General features: G+C 67.0%; 15 protein-coding genes. 2 read left to right on the top strand and 13 right to left on the bottom strand.

The features are described 5' to 3' along the window. Positions 1-5: 5 nt before the first annotated feature. The 11 genes from FPL11_RS06880 to deoD all read right to left on the bottom strand — a co-directional run bounded on the left by FPL11_RS06880 (position 6) and on the right by deoD (position 12,434). A complete protein-coding gene (locus FPL11_RS06880; protein ID WP_144347977.1) occupies positions 6-506 on the bottom strand; it encodes an LPS-assembly lipoprotein LptE in 501 nt (166 codons plus the stop codon). After that, the gene (gene leuS / locus FPL11_RS06875; RefSeq protein WP_144347976.1) at positions 506-3,100 is read right to left on the bottom strand and encodes a leucine--tRNA ligase; all 2,595 of its coding nucleotides are present in this window, start codon (positions 3,098-3,100) and stop codon (positions 506-508) included. Before leuS ends, FPL11_RS06880 begins: the two co-directional genes overlap by 1 nt. Positions 3,101-3,144: 44 nt before the next feature. Beyond that, positions 3,145-3,672, bottom strand: coding sequence for a zinc ribbon-containing protein (locus FPL11_RS06870; RefSeq protein ID WP_069134077.1), 528 nt, complete (start codon positions 3,670-3,672; stop codon positions 3,145-3,147). A gap of 66 nt (positions 3,673-3,738) precedes the next feature. Then, a complete protein-coding gene (gene lnt / locus FPL11_RS06865) occupies positions 3,739-5,208 on the bottom strand; it encodes an apolipoprotein N-acyltransferase (RefSeq protein WP_144347975.1) in 1,470 nt (489 codons plus the stop codon). Then, positions 5,196-6,053, bottom strand: coding sequence for a CorC family transporter (locus FPL11_RS06860; RefSeq protein ID WP_069134076.1), 858 nt, complete (start codon positions 6,051-6,053; stop codon positions 5,196-5,198). Before FPL11_RS06860 ends, lnt begins: the two co-directional genes overlap by 13 nt. Then, entirely contained in the window at positions 6,050-6,511 is a 462-nt protein-coding gene (gene ybeY / locus FPL11_RS06855) for an rRNA maturation RNase YbeY (RefSeq protein WP_144347974.1), read from the bottom strand. The genes FPL11_RS06860 and ybeY overlap by 4 nt, the downstream gene beginning before the upstream one ends. 6 nt (positions 6,512-6,517) lie before the next feature. Next, positions 6,518-7,534, bottom strand: coding sequence for a PhoH family protein (locus tag FPL11_RS06850; protein WP_235011849.1), 1,017 nt, complete (start codon positions 7,532-7,534; stop codon positions 6,518-6,520). Then, entirely contained in the window at positions 7,531-8,901 is a 1,371-nt protein-coding gene (miaB, locus tag FPL11_RS06845) for a tRNA (N6-isopentenyl adenosine(37)-C2)-methylthiotransferase MiaB (RefSeq protein ID WP_144347973.1), read from the bottom strand. Before miaB ends, FPL11_RS06850 begins: the two co-directional genes overlap by 4 nt. 12 nt (positions 8,902-8,913) lie before the next feature. Then, positions 8,914-10,350, bottom strand: coding sequence for a mannose-1-phosphate guanylyltransferase/mannose-6-phosphate isomerase (locus tag FPL11_RS06840; RefSeq protein WP_281283409.1), 1,437 nt, complete (start codon positions 10,348-10,350; stop codon positions 8,914-8,916). After that, positions 10,347-11,702, bottom strand: a complete 1,356-nt coding sequence (locus tag FPL11_RS06835) for a UDP-glucose dehydrogenase family protein (protein ID WP_144347972.1) — start codon at positions 11,700-11,702, stop codon at positions 10,347-10,349. The genes FPL11_RS06840 and FPL11_RS06835 overlap by 4 nt, the downstream gene beginning before the upstream one ends. 18 nt (positions 11,703-11,720) lie before the next feature. Beyond that, on the bottom strand, positions 11,721-12,434 hold the full coding sequence (gene deoD / locus FPL11_RS06830; protein ID WP_069134072.1) for a purine-nucleoside phosphorylase: 714 nt from the start codon (positions 12,432-12,434) through the stop codon (positions 11,721-11,723). 146 nt (positions 12,435-12,580) lie between these two features. On the opposite strand from deoD, the gene FPL11_RS06825 reads away from it, so the two are divergent. Together FPL11_RS06825 and FPL11_RS06820 are read left to right on the top strand one after the other, a co-directional pair. Then, entirely contained in the window at positions 12,581-13,180 is a 600-nt protein-coding gene (locus FPL11_RS06825; protein ID WP_144347971.1) for an HAD family hydrolase, read from the top strand. Next, complete coding sequence (locus tag FPL11_RS06820; protein WP_235013474.1) at positions 13,155-15,815, top strand: AMP-binding protein; 2,661 nt, start codon at positions 13,155-13,157, stop codon at positions 15,813-15,815. Before FPL11_RS06825 ends, FPL11_RS06820 begins: the two co-directional genes overlap by 26 nt. 16 nt (positions 15,816-15,831) lie before the next feature. Here FPL11_RS06820 and FPL11_RS06815 read toward each other — a convergent pair whose 3' ends face one another. Together FPL11_RS06815 and ssb are read right to left on the bottom strand one after the other, a co-directional pair. After that, a complete protein-coding gene (locus FPL11_RS06815; protein ID WP_144347970.1) occupies positions 15,832-16,176 on the bottom strand; it encodes an addiction module antidote protein in 345 nt (114 codons plus the stop codon). A gap of 330 nt (positions 16,177-16,506) precedes the next feature. Then, on the bottom strand, positions 16,507-16,965 hold the full coding sequence (ssb, locus tag FPL11_RS06810; protein ID WP_144347969.1) for a single-stranded DNA-binding protein: 459 nt from the start codon (positions 16,963-16,965) through the stop codon (positions 16,507-16,509). Positions 16,966-16,986: the final 21 nt, after the last annotated feature.

Below are 16,986 nucleotides of genomic sequence, written 5' to 3'. Positions count from 1 at the left end.
CCGGCCTAGAGCCGCCGACCCACCCGCGAGAGCAGCAGCTGGAGGGCGTCGTCGCGCAGGTCGCGGCGCAGATCCTCCTCCTCGGCATCGCGTCCCTGCAGATTGCCCGGGTCTGCCGGGTAACTGGCCGAGGTGCGCACGGTCTGGCTTGAGAAGGTTGCCTGATCGGGGCCGGCCCTGCCGCCGGCCCTGAGACTGAAGCGGATTTGATAGCGCAGCTCGTACTCACTGGCGAAGCCGTCCGCATCGGTTGCCACCGTGCGTCGCCGGCTCGAGGCCTCGAGGATTTCGATGACCACCCGGGCATCGGCGGCCTGCTCCACCACCGTGGCGTCAAGGCCGCGCAGGCGCTCGGCAAGCCGGTTGCTGAAGCGATTGTCGATGGATCCGCCGATCGCCACGGGCACGCCCTCGAAACCGCCCCCACCCGCGCCGCGCAGCTGCCAGCCGCAGGCAGCCACCACCAGCGCCAGCGCCACGGCCAGAGCGAGCCGTCCGACCGCCATCAGGGCGCGACCACGTTGACCAGACGACCGGGCACGACAATCACCTTGCGCACGGTGCGGTCGTCGATGAATCGCCGGACATGCTCGTCGGCCAGGGCCTGCTCGCGGATGGTCGCCTCGGCCGCGTCCGCCGCCACCGCGATCCGGCTGCGCAGCTTGCCGTTGACCTGTACCACCAGCTCGACCTCATCGCGGCGCAGGGCCGCCTCATCGACGGCGGGCCAGGGCTGATCCACCGCCGCCCCCGCCCGGCCAAGCGCCGTCCACAGGCCATGGCTGAGGTGCGGGGTGATGGGCTGGAGCATGAGAACCACGGCCTCGAGGGCCTCCTGACGCACGCCGCGGGCCACCGGCCCGGTGCCGGCATAGCGACCCAGGGCATTGCACAGCTCCATGATCGCCGCGATGGCGGTATTGAAGGTGTAACGACGGCCGATGTCGTCGCCCACCTTGGCGATGGTCTCATGCAGCTTACGCCGCAATGCCACGGCCTCGTCATCCAGCCCCTCGGTCACCCGGTCGGCGGGACACGGCCCGGCGCTGACATGGTCATGCACCAGCCCATAGAGGCGGCGCAGGAACCGCGATGCCCCCTCGACCCCGCTGTCCTGCCATTCCAGCGCCTGATCCGGCGGCGCGGCAAACATCGTGAAAAGCCGCAGGGTATCGGCCCCGAACCGCGTCACGAGGGTTTCCGGGTCCTCGCCGTTATTCTTTGACTTGGACATGGTGGTCCAGCCCGTGGCCACCAGCTCGGCGCCGTCACTGCGACGCGTGGCACGCACGATGCGGCCCTTGCCGTCACGCTCGGTCTCGACATCGGCCGGCGCCACCCACTCGCGGCCGCCGGCGTCGCTGTCGTGATAGAAGGCTTCAGCCAGCACCATGCCCTGACAGAGCAGGTTCGTGGCGGGCTCATCGCTGCTGATATAGCCCAGATCGCGCATGAGCTTGTGCCAGAAGCGGAAGTACAGCAGATGCATCACGGCATGCTCGATGCCGCCGATGTACTGATCCACCGGCAGCCAGTGGTCGGCGCGCTCGTCGAGCATGGCATCGGCGTCGGGGCTGCAGTAGCGGGCGTAATACCAGGAGGACTCGACAAAGGTATCGAAGGTGTCGGTCTCGCGCTCAGCCCCGCCGCCACAGCACGGGCAGACCACCCGGCGCCAGGCCTCGTCCGTGCGCAGCGGTGACTGCACGCCGCTGAAGGTGACATTCTCGGGCAGCGTCACCGGCAGATCCTCATCGGGGACCGGCACCGCGCCGCAGTCCGGGCAATGGATCACCGGGATCGGGCAGCCCCAGTAACGCTGCCGCGAGACGCCCCAGTCGCGCAGCCGGTAATTGGTGGTGCGCCGGCCGATGCCTTCCGCCTCGAGATGGCGGGCAATCGCATCGAAAGCCGTTGCGAAGTCCATCCCCGTGAACGGGCCGGCATTGACCGTTACCAAGTGCTCCTTCGCGGTCCACGGCTCAGCCTCGACATCGACGGCCGTGCCATCCGCCGGGCCCACCGCCTGACGGATGGGCAGACCGAAGCGGGTCGCAAACTCGTGGTCGCGGGCATCGTGCCCCGGCACCGCCATGATCGCGCCGGTGCCGTATCCCATGAGCACAAAATTGGCGACCCACACGGGAATGCGTTCGCCGGAAAGCGGATTGATCGCCTCGACACCCAGGGGCATGCCCTTTTTCTCGAGCTTTTCCATGGCCTCCTCGGTGACCGCGCCCTGACGGATCTCGTGGAGGAATGCCGCCACCGTGACATCCTGCCGGCCGGCCTCGACGGCCAGCGGGTGGTCAGCCGCCACGGCCATGTAGGTGGCGGCATAGAGCGTGTCCGGCCGGGTCGTATAGACCCGCAGGGGCTCGCCACCACGGGCCAGGGCAAAGTCGAGCTCGATGCCCTGTGAGCGGCCGATCCAGTTGCGCTGCATGGTCTTGACCGCATCCGGCCAGCCCGGCAGGGCATCCAGCCCGTCCAGCAACTCATCGGCATAGTCGGTGATGCGCAGAAACCACTGCGGGATCTCACGGCGCTCGACCTTCGCGCCCGAGCGCCAGCCGCGTCCCTCGACCACCTGCTCGTTGGCGAGGACGGTCTGATCCACCGGATCCCAGTTGACCACCGCGCTCGCCCGATACACCAGGCCCCGCTCGAGCAGACGGGTGAACATCTGCTGCTCCCAGCGGTAATACGAGGGCGAACAGGTGGTGACCTCGCGGCTCCAGTCATAGCCATAGCCCATGCGCTGCAATTGGCGGCGCATGTGGTCAATGTTCTGATACGTCCACTCCGCCGGCGGCACGCCGCGCTTGATGGCGGCGTTCTCCGCCGGCAGGCCGAAGGCGTCCCAACCCATCGGCTGCAGGACATTGCGGCCCTGCATGCGCTGATAGCGACTGATGACATCGCCGATGGTGTAATTGCGGACATGGCCCATGTGCAGCCGGCCACTGGGGTACGGCAGCATCGACAGGCAATAGAAGGATTCGCGCTCGGGGTCTTCGGTGACCCGAAAGCAGCCCTGGTCGTCCCAGTAGGCCTGCGCGTCAGTCTCTAAACGGGCGGGGTCGTATTGCTTTTCCATGGGGCGAGAGGATACCCCGGCGCCGGGCGTGATTGCACCTGCCGTCAGCCCGTCGTCTGGCGCGCGGCCCGCTCGAAACGGCTGCCGTGGCACTTGGGACACGGCGGGATATGACCAGTGCGCTTGAAGTGCAGGACCTCGCCACAGTCGCGGCAGACCAGCGTGCCCGGACCGGTGACCTCGCCGGTATGATAGCGGGCCGCCGCCTGCAGCTGCCGATTCAGGGCCTGCCACTGCAGCCGGGTCTGATCGGCCACCGACGAAAAGCGATCCCAGATCCAGTTCTCCACCAGCTGCAGGTCCATATGCAGCCAGTCGGCGTAGGTGCCCCGGGCCCTGCCGACGTACTCGGCGGCGTCCTCAAGGTCGCGCTGCAGCCACTCGGCCACGCGGTCGGCCTCCTCCCGGGTCAGTTCGCCCAGGGCCACACTGCGCTCGCGGGCGGCGTCCAGCGCCTCGTGAAAGCCTTTTTCCACGGCGTCGCCGGTGCTCTCCAGGCGCTCGCGAACACGCTCAAGCATGCGCTCATAACCGTGGACTTCGTGATCCCGCGGTTGCTCGTTGTCAGTCATTGCCCTCACTCCTCGGTGGCGTTGTGCGTTCAGTCTAACGGCTTGGCCAGGGTAGCGGCGAATCACCTATCGCCGGCGCCGGCGCAGCAGCAGCCCGCCAATGCCGGCGAGAGCCAGCCCCACCAGCGGCCAGTCGCCGGCGCGCCCATAGGGTGTGGTGCCCTGATAGGGCTGAACCGTGGCCGTCAGGACCGCCGCCTCGAACAGCGGCCCCATCCGGCGCAGCCCGCCATCCGCACCGATGATCGCGGACACCCCGGTGTTGGTGGCGCGGATCATTTCACGCCCGGTCTCAAGGGCGCGCATCCGCGCCATCTGCAGGTGCTGCCAGGGGGCGCTCGAGTGGCCGAACCAGGCATCGTTACTGACGTTGAGCAACAGATCGGCGGCGGGCAGGGCCGCGGCCACCTCGGCCCCGAAGGTGACCTCATAGCAGATGCTCACGCCCAGCTCGTGGCCGGCGGCGGTCAGCGGCGCCGCCGAGCGCCCGGCAGTGAAATCGCCCAGCGGCGTGCCGACAAAATCCAGAATGCCGCCCGCGATATCGCGAAACGGCACATATTCACCGAATGGCACCAGATGGCGCTTGAAGTAGTAACGCGGGGGCTCGCCGGCCACCACGACGGCGTTGTAGCGTCGCTCGCCCCGGGCCACCGGTGCGCCCAGAACCAGCTCGCTGCCGGCCGCCCGCGCCTCCCGGGCCAGTGGATCGAGCCACTGCCGTGCCTGACGATAGAACACCGGCAGGGCGGTTTCGGGCCAGATGATCAGGTCATCACCCAACCGGGCGCGGCTCATCTGCAGATACTCGCGCAGAATCGCCCCGCGCTCATCCGGATCCCATTTACGGGCCTGATCGATATTGCCCTGCAGGATCGACACGCTGAGGGGGGCATCGACGGGCCGCGTCCACTCATCATCCAGCGCCCAGGCGGCCGCCGCGATCAGCGCGACCGTCCCCAGCGCCAGACCGGCCCGCTGAGGCCGCGGCGAGACAATGGCATCAGCCAGCACGCCGGCGATGAGCACGACCGCCAGACTCACCCCATAGACCCCCGCCACCGGGGCCAGCGCCGCCAGGGGGGTGTCGATCTGGGTGTAACCCACGCTCAGCCAGGTGGCGCCGGTGGCCAGCCAACTGCGCACCCACTCGATCGCCACCCAGACCAGGGGAAGCGCCAGCAGCCGGGTGCGGCGGCGATCGCCCGCGCCCAGCCACCAGCCGCCAGCCAGCGCCAGCGTGGGGATGAGCGCGAACAGCGCCACCAGAACCCCCGTGGCCACGCCGCCCGCCAGCGGCCCACCCCCGTAGTCGGCAATGCTGTGATAGATCCAGTACACACCGCTGCCGGCATAGCCGAGGCCGAAGGCGTAGGCGGTGGCGAGCACGGCCCGCGGCGAGGACAGCACCGAGACGGCGGCGAAGATCGCGGCCAGCGTGACGAACGGGGTCCAGATCCAGTCGAACGGTGCAAAGCCCAGCGACAGAAGGCCGCCCGCCGCCAGCGCCAGCGGCAGACGGATCAGTCGCGACATGCCGGCTGCGGGGTCACCATCAGCAGGTGCAGTCGACGACTGTCGGCCCGCACCACATCAAAGCGCAGATCTTCGAGGACCAGGTGCTCGCCACGTCGCGGAACGCGGCCGAAGCCGTTGGCCACGACCCCACCAATGGTGTCGAACTCCTCATCGCTGAATGCCGTGCCGAAATGATCATTGAAGGTCTCGATGGGCGTCAGCGCCTTGACCACGGTCTGGCCATCGTCGGTGCGGTTGAGAATCCAGGCGTCGTCATCCAGGTCGTGCTCGTCATCGATCTCGCCGACGATCTGTTCGATGACATCCTCGATGGTCACGATCCCGGCCAGACCGCCGTATTCATCGACCACGATCGCCAGGTGATTGCGGCTTTCCTGAAAGAGCTTGAGCAGGGCGTCAAGGCGTTTGCTCTCGGGCACGAACAGCGCCGGGCGCAGCAGTTCGCGGAGCTGGAACTCGCGCTGATGCTGGGGATCGAGATACGGCAGCAGGTCCTTGGCGATGAGGATACCGATGACGTCATCGCGGTTATCGCCGGTGACCGGAAAGCGCGAGTGGCCACTCTCGATGATCGCCGGCAGCAGGTCCCAGACCGATTCCGAGCGGCGCAGCAGCGAGACCTTGGAGCGCGGGATCATCACATCGCGCACCTGTAGCTCGGCGACATGCAGCACGCCTTCGCACATCGACAGCGCATCGGCATCGAGGATGCCATGCTGGTGGGCGGCGCGGAGCGTTTCGACCACGTCGTCGCGGCTCTGGGGGTCCTGACCGCCCAGGGCCCTGCCGATGCGCATGAGCCAGGTTTTCTGTCCGACCGGCGCGGACGATCCGTCGCTCATGCCGGGGTCAGCTCTGATTGATAGGGGTCGTCGTAACCCAGCTGCGCCATGATGCCGCGCTCTTCCGCCTCCATGGTATCCGCCTCTACGCTATCCATGTGATCGAAGCCTAGCAAGTGAAGCACGCCGTGGACGGTGAGATGCGCCCAGTGTGCCGATGCCGTCTTGCCCTGGGCGTCGGCCTCGCGCCGGACGACCGGCGCGCAGATCACCAGATCCCCCAGCAGGGGTAGCTCGACGCCCTCGGGCAGGTCGGCGGGAAACGACAGGACGTTGGTGGGCCGGTCATGACCGCGGTAATCCCGGTTGAGGGCCTGGCTCTCAGGCTCGTCCACCAGCCGGACCGCCATTTCCCAGTCCTCGCGGCGGCCGGCCAGCGCCGCGGCGATCCAACGCTCGAAGTCACCGGTCCCGGGCACCGATTCGTCGGTGACACACTGCAGATCAAAATGGCGCATGAGGGGTCAGTCGTTGCTTGAATCGTCGGTATGGCGATCGTAGGCGCGCACGATGCGCTGCACCAGATCGTGGCGGACGACATCGCGGGCGTTGAAGAAGGTAAAACTGACCCCCTCGACCTCATGGAGCACGTCCACGGCATCCCGCAGCCCCGAGGTCTTGCCGGCGGGCAGGTCGATCTGGGTGACATCGCCGGTGACCACGGCGGTGGAGCCAAAGCCGAGGCGCGTGAGGAACATCTTCATCTGCTCGACGGTGGTGTTCTGCGCCTCGTCGAGGATGATGAACGCGCCGTTCAGCGTCCGCCCGCGCATATAGGCCAGCGGCGCGACCTCGATGACGTTGCGCTCGATCAGCTTATTGACCCGCTCAAAGCCGAGCATTTCGAACAGCGCGTCATACAGCGGCCGCAGATAGGGATCCACCTTCTGCGCCAGATCGCCGGGCAGGAACCCCAGTCGCTCGCCCGCCTCGACCGCCGGGCGGACCAGCACCAGGCGCTCGACCCGGTCCTGCTGCAGCGCTTCCACCGCGCAGGCCACGGCCAGATAGGTCTTGCCGGTGCCCGCCGGTCCGATCCCAAAGGTCAGATCGCAGCGCTGAATGGCGGCCAGATAGCCGCGCTGGTTGGGCCCGCGCCCCCGGATCAGCCCCTTGCGGGTGGGGATGGAGACATCGTCATCCACGGGCCCATCCGGGGTCGGCTGATCACCGGCTGCCGCCGGCGGGGTGTCTTCGGCCTCCGCCTCGGCGCTGCGCAGCTGCAGGTGCACGTGCTCGGCGCCAATGGACTCGCGGGGTGTCTGACGATAGAGCGCCCGCACCACATCCCGGGCCACATCGGTGGCCGCCTCGTCGCCGATGATGCGAAAGCGATGCCCGCGGTTCTCGATCTCCACACCCAGACGGCGTTCGAGCTGACGCAGGTTTTCATCGAACTGCCCGCAGAGATTGGCCAACCGGTCGTTGTCCGCCGGTGTCAGGGTAAAGTCCACTGCCTCGGCCGTGCCTCGCCCGATCAAGCTGACTCCACCGCGGCCAGATCCGGTTCAAGCTGCGTGTCGATATCCACCAGCTCGCCGCGCAGCGAATGGGCCAGTGCTTCGGTTATGCGCACCTGGACGAAGCGGCCGATCAGCCGCGGATTGCCCGGGAAGTTGACCACCCGGTTGTTCTGGGTGCGGCCCTTGATCTCGTTGGAATCCTTGCGCGAAAGACCATCCACCAGCACCGACTCGACCCGCCCGACCATGGCTTCGCTGATCGCCCGGGCGTTCTCGTCAAGGCGTGCCTGCAGGCGCTTGAGCCGCGCCTTCTTGGCTTCCGGCGGGGTGGCATCGGGCAGTTGCGCGGCGGGTGTCCCCGGGCGCCGCGAGAAAATGAAACTGAACGACTGGTCGAACCCGACCTGCTCGACCAGATCCATGGTGTCTTCAAAATCGCGATCCATCTCGCCGGGGAAGCCGATGATGAAATCCGACGACAGGGTAATGTCGGGGCGCGCGGCCCGCAGCCGCGTCACCAGATCAAGGAAGTGATCACGGCCGTGATTGCGCTTCATCAGCGCCAGGACATTATCGGAGCCGCTCTGGACCGGCAGATGCAGATGATTGACCAGCTCCGGGACCTCGGCATAGGCATCCACCAGCGCCTGGTTGAAGTCGAGCGGATGCGAGGTGGTGAAACGGATGCGATCGATGCCGTCGATGGCGGCGATGTAATGGATCAGCAGCGCCAGGTCCGCGGCCTCGCCCATAGGGCCCTCGGCCGCATAGCCATTGACGTTCTGCCCCAGCAGCGTGACCTCGCGCACCCCCTGCTCGGCCAGCTCGGCGCATTCCGCGAGCACGTCGTCGAACGGGCGGCTGATTTCCTCGCCGCGGGTGTAGGGCACTACGCAGAAACTGCAGTACTTGCTGCAGCCCTCCATGATCGAGACAAAGGCCGTGGGACCCTCCGCCCGGGCCTCGGGCAGCCGGTCGAACTTCTCGATTTCGGGGAAGCTGACATCCACCACCGCCCGTCGACTCTCGCGCGCCCGGGTGACCATGTCCGGCAGGCGATGAAGGGTCTGCGGACCGAACACCATGTCGACGTAGGGCGCACGCTCGACGATGGCGGCCCCCTCCTGACTGGCGACACATCCGCCCACACCGATCAGCAGATCCGGGTGGTCGTCTTTCAGTGCCCGCCAGCGCCCAAGCTCGGAGAACACCTTCTCCTGGGCCTTCTCGCGGATCGAACAGGTATTCAGCAGGATCACATCCGCCTCTTCCGGCGTCCTGACCCGCTCATAATCGCCTTCGGCCGCCAGCACATCCACCATCTTGATGGAATCGTACTCGTTCATCTGGCAGCCGTGAGTCCGCACGTATACTCGTTGTGTCATGAGGGCAGAATACTAGCGCCCATACCGATCCTCAATGCGCACGATGTCGTCCTCGCCCAGATAGCTGCCGGACTGCACTTCCACCAGCTCGAGCGGGATCATGCCGGGGTTCTCCAGCCGGTGGACGGTCCCCAGCGGGATGTAAGTGGACTGATCCTCGCCCAGCAGGAACTCCTCATCACCGCGGGTCACACGGGCTGTGCCCTGAACGACCACCCAGTGCTCGGCGCGGTGGTGATGCATCTGCAGCGACAGCCGCGAGCCAGGATGGACGATGATGCGCTTGACCTGAAAGCGCGCCGCCCGCACCAGCCCCTCGTAGCTGCCCCAGGGACGGTGGACCTCACGATGTTCGAGCGCCTCGGACCGACCATCCGCCCGCAGCTGTTCGACAATGTCCTTGACCGCATGCACCTGGCCGCGCGGTGCCACCAGCACCGAATCGGCGGTCTCGACCACCACATGGTCCTCGAGTCCGACGGTGGCGACCAGCCGGCTTTCGGCCCGCACGTAATTGTTGTGGCTGTCACGGGTCAGGACATCCCCCATCAGGGCGTTACCGGCCGCATCCCGCTCGGCGGCCTCCATCAGCGTCGCCCACGAGCCCAGATCACTCCAGCCGGCATCCAGCGCCAGCGTGACGGCCGCGTCAGTGGGCTCCATGACCGCATAGTCGATGGACTCGGCCGGACAGCGCTCGAAGGCGGCCGCGTCCAGGCGGACAAAATCCATGTCCTGCTCGGCCCCGGCCACCGCCGCCTCACAGGCCTCGAGAATGGCCGGGGCGTGGGTCCGGAGGGCCTGCAGATAGGCCGACGCCCGCATGACGAACATGCCCGAGTTCCAGTAGAACCGTCCGCTGTCGAGGTAGGCCCGCGCGGTCTCGGCATCGGGCTTTTCGACGAATTGGCGCACGGCGCGGGCCGGGCCGCCCCCCACGGTCTCGCCGGCCTCGATGTAGCCATAGCCCGTCTCAGGTCGGTGGGGAACCACGCCGAAGGTCACCAGCCCGCCAGCATGGGCGGCCTCGATGGCCTGGGTCACCGCCTCACGCAGGTGGGCCGGCTGCGCCACCAGGTGGTCCGCCGGAAACACCGCGAGAATGGCATCGTCACTGGTCTGCAGGGCCTGCAGCGCGGCCACGGCCACTGCGGGCGCGGTATTGCGGCCCACCGGCTCGAGCAGGATACGGGCGGTGCCCAGCGGGCTGTCACGCAGCTGCTCGGCCACCAGAAAGCGGTGCGCCTGGTTACAGACCACCATTGGCGCGGCCAGCCCCGGCAGATCGACCAGCCGCTCAAGGGTCTGCTGGACCAGTGTCCGCCCACCGGCGGCGACATCCAGGAACTGCTTGGGATAGGCCTCGCGCGACAGCGGCCAGAGCCGCGAGCCAATCCCTCCGGAGAGGATGACCGGATGGATGGGCAGTGGGGTTGTCTGATCACTCACGCCAATTCTCCTGCGTTTCCGGGGACCACCGGCGGACGCCCGATGGCGTAGTAATGAAACCCGAGCCCCGCCAGCACCGCCGGATCGTAGAGATTCCGGCCGTCGACGATCACCGGCTCGTTCAGGCGCGCGCGGATGAGATCAAAATCCGGGCTCCGGAACTGATTCCACTCGGTCAGGATGACCAATGCGTCGCAGCCCTCCAGCGCCGCTTCGGGGCTGTCGCAGAGCGTGAAACCCGGGCGGTCGCCGTACAGCCGCCGCGCCTCGTCCATGGCCTTGGGGTCGAAGGCCTGCACCGCGGCGCCGGCCTCCCACAAGGACTCCATCAGGCGACGGCTGGCGGCCTCGCGCATGTCATCGGTGTTGGGCTTGAAGGCGAGCCCCCAGAGCGCGAAGCGGCGCCCGGCCAGATCGCCACCGAAATGCTCGCGCAGGCGATTGAACAGGTAGTGCTTCTGGCGATCATTGACCTCTTCCACCGCCTGCAGCAACTGCGGGACATAATCGACGTCATGGGCCGTCCGGGCCAGCGCCTGCACATCCTTGGGAAAGCACGATCCACCGTACCCGGCGCCGGGGTAGATGAAGTGATAGCCGATCCGGGGATCGGCGCCGATGCCGATCCGCACGCGCTCGATATCCGCCCCGACCCGGTCGGCGATGTTGGCGAGCTCGTTCATGAAGCTGATCTTGGTGGCGAGCATCGCGTTGGCGGCGTACTTGGTCAGCTCGGCGGAGCGCACATCCATGCTGATCAGGCGATCATGGTTGCGGTTGAACGGCGCGTAGAGGCTGTGCAGCTTCTCCCGCGCCACCGCATCATCGCAGCCGACGATGACCCGTTCGGGCTTCATGAAGTCGTCGATGGCTGCGCCTTCCTTCAGGAACTCGGGGTTCGAGACCACCGCATACGGCACCCGGGCGCCGCGCTCGTGCAGGCGACGGCCCACCGCCTCGCGGACCCGATCCGCCGTGCCCACCGGGACCGTCGACTTATCGACAATCACCCGCTCATCATCCATCCACGTCGCGATGGTGTCGGCCACGGACAGCACATGCCGCAGATCGGCCGAGCCATCCTCATCCGGCGGCGTCCCCACCGCAATGAACTGGAACTCCCCGTGCTGCACCGCTGCCTGGGCATCGGTGGTGAACTGCAGCCGACCCTCGGCGCGGTTGCGCGCCACCATCGACTCGAGCCCCGGCTCGTAGATGGGCATTTCACCGCGGTTGAGCTGCTCGATCTTGTCGGCATTGACGTCCACGCAGATGACATCATTGCCCACCTCGGCAAAGCAGGCGCCGGTCACAAGCCCCACATAGCCGGTCCCGAAAATACTGACTCGCATCCCTGCCCTCCGCCGGCGTCAGTGCGCGTTGGCGGCGGCTTCCAGCGCCACCTGCATCATTTCGTGAAAACTGTTCTGGCGCTCATCGGCGCTGGTCGATGTGCCGCTCACGACATGATCGCTGACCGTGAGCACGCTGACAGCCCGCTTGCCGGTCTCGGCGGCCACGCCGTAGAGCCCGGCCGCTTCCATCTCCACGGCCAGAATGCCGTGGGCCTTCAGCGTATCGAAGAAATTGGCGCGGGGATTGTAGAAAAGCTCCGAGGAAAAGACATTGCCCACCTGCGGGGCAATGCCCGCCTTGCGGGCCGCGTTGACGGTGGCCTCGAGCAGGCCGTAATCGGCGATGGCGGCGAAGTCGTCGCCGGCGAGCCGGGTGCGGTTGACGCTCGAGTCGGTGGACGCGCCCATCGCCACGATGATGTCGCGCACCTTGACCGTCGGGCTGATCCCGCCGCAGGTCCCCACACGGATGATCTTCTCGACGTTGTACTGGGTGTAGAGCTCGAAGGCGTAGATCGACATCGACGGTATCCCCATGCCCGAGCCCATCACCGACACCGGCGTGTCGCCATAGCGGCCGGTAAACCCGAGCATATTGCGGGTGTCGGTCACCGTCTTCACGTCTTCGAGGTAATGGTCGGCAATCACTTTCGCCCGCAGGGGGTCACCCGGCATGAGGACGGTTTCGGCAAAGTCGCCCGGTTCGGCACTGATGTGCGGGGTTGCCATGGCATGTGCTCCTTTGGCTCGGCGTCGATCTGAAAACCTTCAGACTTTACCCACCCGGCGCCGCGCTGACCAGTCGTGGCCATGGCGAATGTACATTCGCACCAGAGTGCCGGCAGAATGCCCGTTCCATTTGCAGGGAAACCGTCATGACCCAACCCCGCCCGCTGGCGCTGTTCGACCTGGATGGCACACTGACCCGACGCGATACGCTGAGTGATCTGCTCTATCACCAGTTCGGCCTGGGTCGCTGCCTGCGCGCCGGCCTCAGCCTGGCCCCGCGACTGCTTGGCGTGCCGCTGGGCGTGGTGCATCGCGACCGGGCCAAGGTCGACCTGCTGCGGCACTTTTTTGCGGGAATGACCGACGAGGCGTTCCGGGCCCTGGGCCGGGATTATGCGCTCAACCATCTGGACCGCCTGCTCCGGCCCCAGGCCCGGCAGCGGCTGGACTGGCATCGCCAGGCCGGGCATCGCGTCATCGTCATTTCCGCGTCGGTCCGCGAGTGGATCCAGCCGTGGACGGATTCGCTGGGCATCGAACTGCTCGCCACCGAGCTCAAGCGCCGCAATGGCCGCCTCACCGGCGAACTGGACGGTCCCAACTGCCGCGGGGCCGAGAAAGTCGTGCGCCTGCAGTCACTGCTCGACCCGGCCGATTACCACCCGATCCATGCCTATGGCGACACCGATGGCGACACCGAGATGCTGGCCCTCGCCGATCATGCCGTTTACCGGGGACTGCGCTGAGATGAACGGCAACGCCGAAGGCCTGACGATCCCCGCCCTCATCCGGGCGACACCGGGGACGGCACAACAGCCCGCGGTAATCGCCTACACCGCCACCGGGCCGGTATCCGTTGACTACGATCGCCTTCTGGCCATGGCTGAGGCCCATGCGCGGACCCTGGGGGACGCCGGACTGGGCCGCGGCGACCGGGTTCTGATCCAGGCCCCCAACAGCATCGAGTGGATCGTCATCGCCCTCGCCACGCTGATCCACGGTGCGGTACTGGTGCCGGTGGATGCCCAGATGAGCTACGATGACCTGGCCCATGTGATCACCGACGCCGATCCCGCGCGGATCTACATCACCCGGGCCCTACGCCCCGCGCTGCCGGATTCCCCCACCGCCGCGCCCATCATCGAGCTCGATTCGCTGGACCTGACGGTGCCCGATGATGCCCCGACGGCGCCGGCGCCGCGGGACGAGCCCGCCGCCGGGGATATCGCCACGCTGTTCTACACCTCGGGCACCACCGGGCCGCCGAAGGGGGTGCCGCTCACCCACGCCAACCTGGTCAGTAATGTCCGTGCCCTGCTTGAGGCCCGTATCGCCGGGTCGGCCGATCGGGTGCTGCTGCCCCTGCCCCTGCACCATGTCTATCCGTTCAGCGTGGGGCTGCTGACGGTGCTCGGCGTTGGCGCGACGCTGATCCTGCCGCGATCCCTGGTGGGCCCGCGTATTGCCGAGGCGCTGCGGGCGGGCCGGGCAACCATCCTGCTGGGTGTGCCGCGGCTCTACGAGGCGCTGTGGAGTCGACTCGAGGAACGCCTCGGCGGTCGGCGGCCCTGGCGGCAGCGGCTCTTTCATGCCGCCGTCGGGTTGAGCAAGGGGCTCCAGTCACGGCTTGGCTGGCCGGTGGGGCGCTGGCTGTTCCGACCGGTGATGAAGCGCCTGGCGCCAGCATTGCGCCTGGCCGTGAATGGCGGTGCGGCCCTCGATCCGGTCATCGCCCGACGCCTGCAGGGGCTGGGCTGGACCCTGGCGAGCGGCTACGGGCTGACCGAAACAGCGCCGATCCTGACCCTCAACGCCCCGGGAGAGGCGCGCCTCGAGACCGCCGGTCGGCCCCTGCCCGGGGTGTCACTGCGCATTGTCGACGGCGAGGTGCGCGCCCGTGGCCCCAACGTCTTCGCCGGTTACTGGCATGGCGCCGTGAGCAATGCCGAGAGCTTTGACGCCGAGGGCTGGTTCCGCACCGGGGATGGCGGCCGGATTGACAGCGATGGCTACCTGCACCTCAGCGGGCGACTGTCGTCCACCCTGGTGCTGGCGGGCGGCGAGAACATCGATCCAGAGCGCATCGAGCGGGTATTGAACGCACAACCAGCCATCCGCGAGGCGGGTGTGCTGACACACGACGGCCGGCTCGCCGCGGTGATCGTTGCCGCCGACACGGATGATCGCGAGGAGACACGGCAGGCACGGATCGATGCGGCGCTGCGGGCGGCCCGCACTGATCTGCCCGTCCATCATGCGATCGGCGAGGTCCGCCTGAGTGCCGATCCCCTGCCCCGGACCCGCCTCGGCAAGCTGCGCCGTCCTCACCTGGCGCGCCTTTTCGAGCGTCTCGGTGGCGATCAGCCAGCGACACGCCAGGCGCCCATCGACACCGAGGCCATGGCACCCGAAGACCAGGCGCTGCTCGGCGATGAAGCCGCGCTGGCAACCTGGCGATACCTGGCCGGCCGCTTCGCGAACAGGCGCCTGACGCCAGACAGCAGACTCCATCAGGATCTGGGACTCGACTCGCTGGGATGGATGGACCTGGGGCTGGCGCTGCGGGATCAGGTCGGTATCGAACTCGATGATGCCGCGATTGGCCGGGTGGAAACCGTTCGCGACCTCCTCCAGGAAGTGATCCAGGCCGATCCAGCGGCACTCGCCGCCGAGGGACAGGCACCGACAACCCTGACCAAGCAGCTGGCCGACCCCGAGGCGCTGCTCGATGAATCATCAACCCGCCTACTCACACCCCGCGGTCCACTCCGCTACGCCACGGCCCGACTGGCTCTGGGCGCCTGCCGGCAGCTCAATCGACGCTTCGCCCGGATCGAGGTGGAAGGGGCATGGCCGCAGGACGGCCCATTCCTGATCACCCCGCGGCATGTCAGCGCCTATGACCCCATCGCCCTCACCGAGAGCCTGACCCGCCGGCAGATGGAGCCGTTGTTCTGGGCGGGGTGGACCGGGCTGCTGTTCTCATCGGCCCTGCGCCGCACTTTCAGCCATGTCGCGCGGATTCTGCCGATCGACCCCGGTGCGGCACCACAGCGCAGTCTGGCGCTGGCGGCGGCGGCACTGCAACGCGGTCACTCCCTGGTGTGGTTCCCGGAAGGGCAACGCGGGACGGACGAAGCCCTGCAACCCCTGCGGCCGGGCATCGGCCTGCTCTTGGCCGCGCATCCCGTCCCCGTCGTGCCCGTGTGGATTGAGGGGACGGAGACAGTGCTACCCGTCGGCCAGCTGATCCCGAGTCACGGGGTGATTCGGATCCGGATCGGCGAGCCGCTCCATCCTGAGCAGTACGGCAGCGACAGCCGGGCGATCGTCGAGTCGGTCAGCGAAGCGCTGACGGCGCTCGGTGAGCAATCGCAATAGCGATCCGCGAGACTGATCACGCGTCTCCGGAACGCGCACCGGTGGACGCTTCTGCCTCGTCGAGGGCCAAGGGCTGCTCATGCACGGGCCGCGTCTCCAGACGCACACCGAGCGCCCAAAGCACACGCGCAATCGTGTCGAAGCGCGGCTGGGCGCCAGGACGCAGCGCCTTGTACAGACTCTCGCGGCCGAGGCCACTCTGCTCAGCGATCTCGCTCATGCCGCGCGCCCGCGCGACGTGATTGATCGCCTCAAGCACCTCGTCGGTGTCGCCCTCAGCCAACGTCTGAGACAGATAATGCGCGATCACTGTCTCGTCATCGAGGAACTCCGCAGGATCGAACAGCCGTGTAGTGGTCATGGCTCAGACCTCTCTAGCCAGTGCCTGCGCTTGTTCGATATCGCGTGACTGGCTTTGTATCACCCGGATTGCCTTGCCCGATCCGCTCGACCCGGCGCAACACGGCGGCTTTCCCCTGCGGATCTCGAAGGCGCTTGAGCCAGTCGGCGAAGACTTCCGTTGTCCTCACCTCGATCATAAACTGACAGTATCCAAAAGGATACGGCTACACGAGCAATAGGACACACCCACCCTTCACCCATGCGAGCGAATGTGAGCGCAAATCAGAAGTCTGTTTCAGATTGAGTCGGGAACCGAGTTTCGTGTTGTCGACTGCCACGTGCGGAAGACTCAGAACGGAATGTCGTCGTCAAAGTCGTCCACCGGAGCGGTCTGCGGGGCCGGCTCCTGGCTTGCCGCGGGCGCGGACTGCTTCATGCCGCCGCCGGCACCACCGCCCATGCCGCCACCACCGGCGCCATCGAGCATCTGCATGTCGTTGGCCACGATCTCCGTCGTGTACTTGTCCTGACCGTCCTGGCCCTGCCATTTGCGGGTCTGCAGGCGGCCCTCGATGAAGATCTTCGAGCCCTTTTTCAGGTACTCACCCGCGATCTCGGCCAGGCGCCCGAAGAACACGATGCGATGCCACTCGGTTTTTTCCTGCTGCTCGCCGGTCTGACGGTCCTTCCACTGATCAGTGGTCGCCAGCCGCACATTGGTGATGGCGCTGCCGGCGGCCGAGTAGCGGACCTCGGGATCGGCGCCGAGATTACCGATGAGAATGACTTTGTTGACTCCACGCGCCATGACTGCCTCCGTTGACTGATG

The sequence above is a fragment of the Spiribacter aquaticus genome, from assembly GCF_007625215.1.
Classification (GTDB): Bacteria; Pseudomonadota; Gammaproteobacteria; order Nitrococcales; family Nitrococcaceae; genus Spiribacter; species Spiribacter roseus.
Note: the sequence above shows the minus strand (reverse complement) of the source record. Positions and strands in the feature narration are given on the sequence as shown.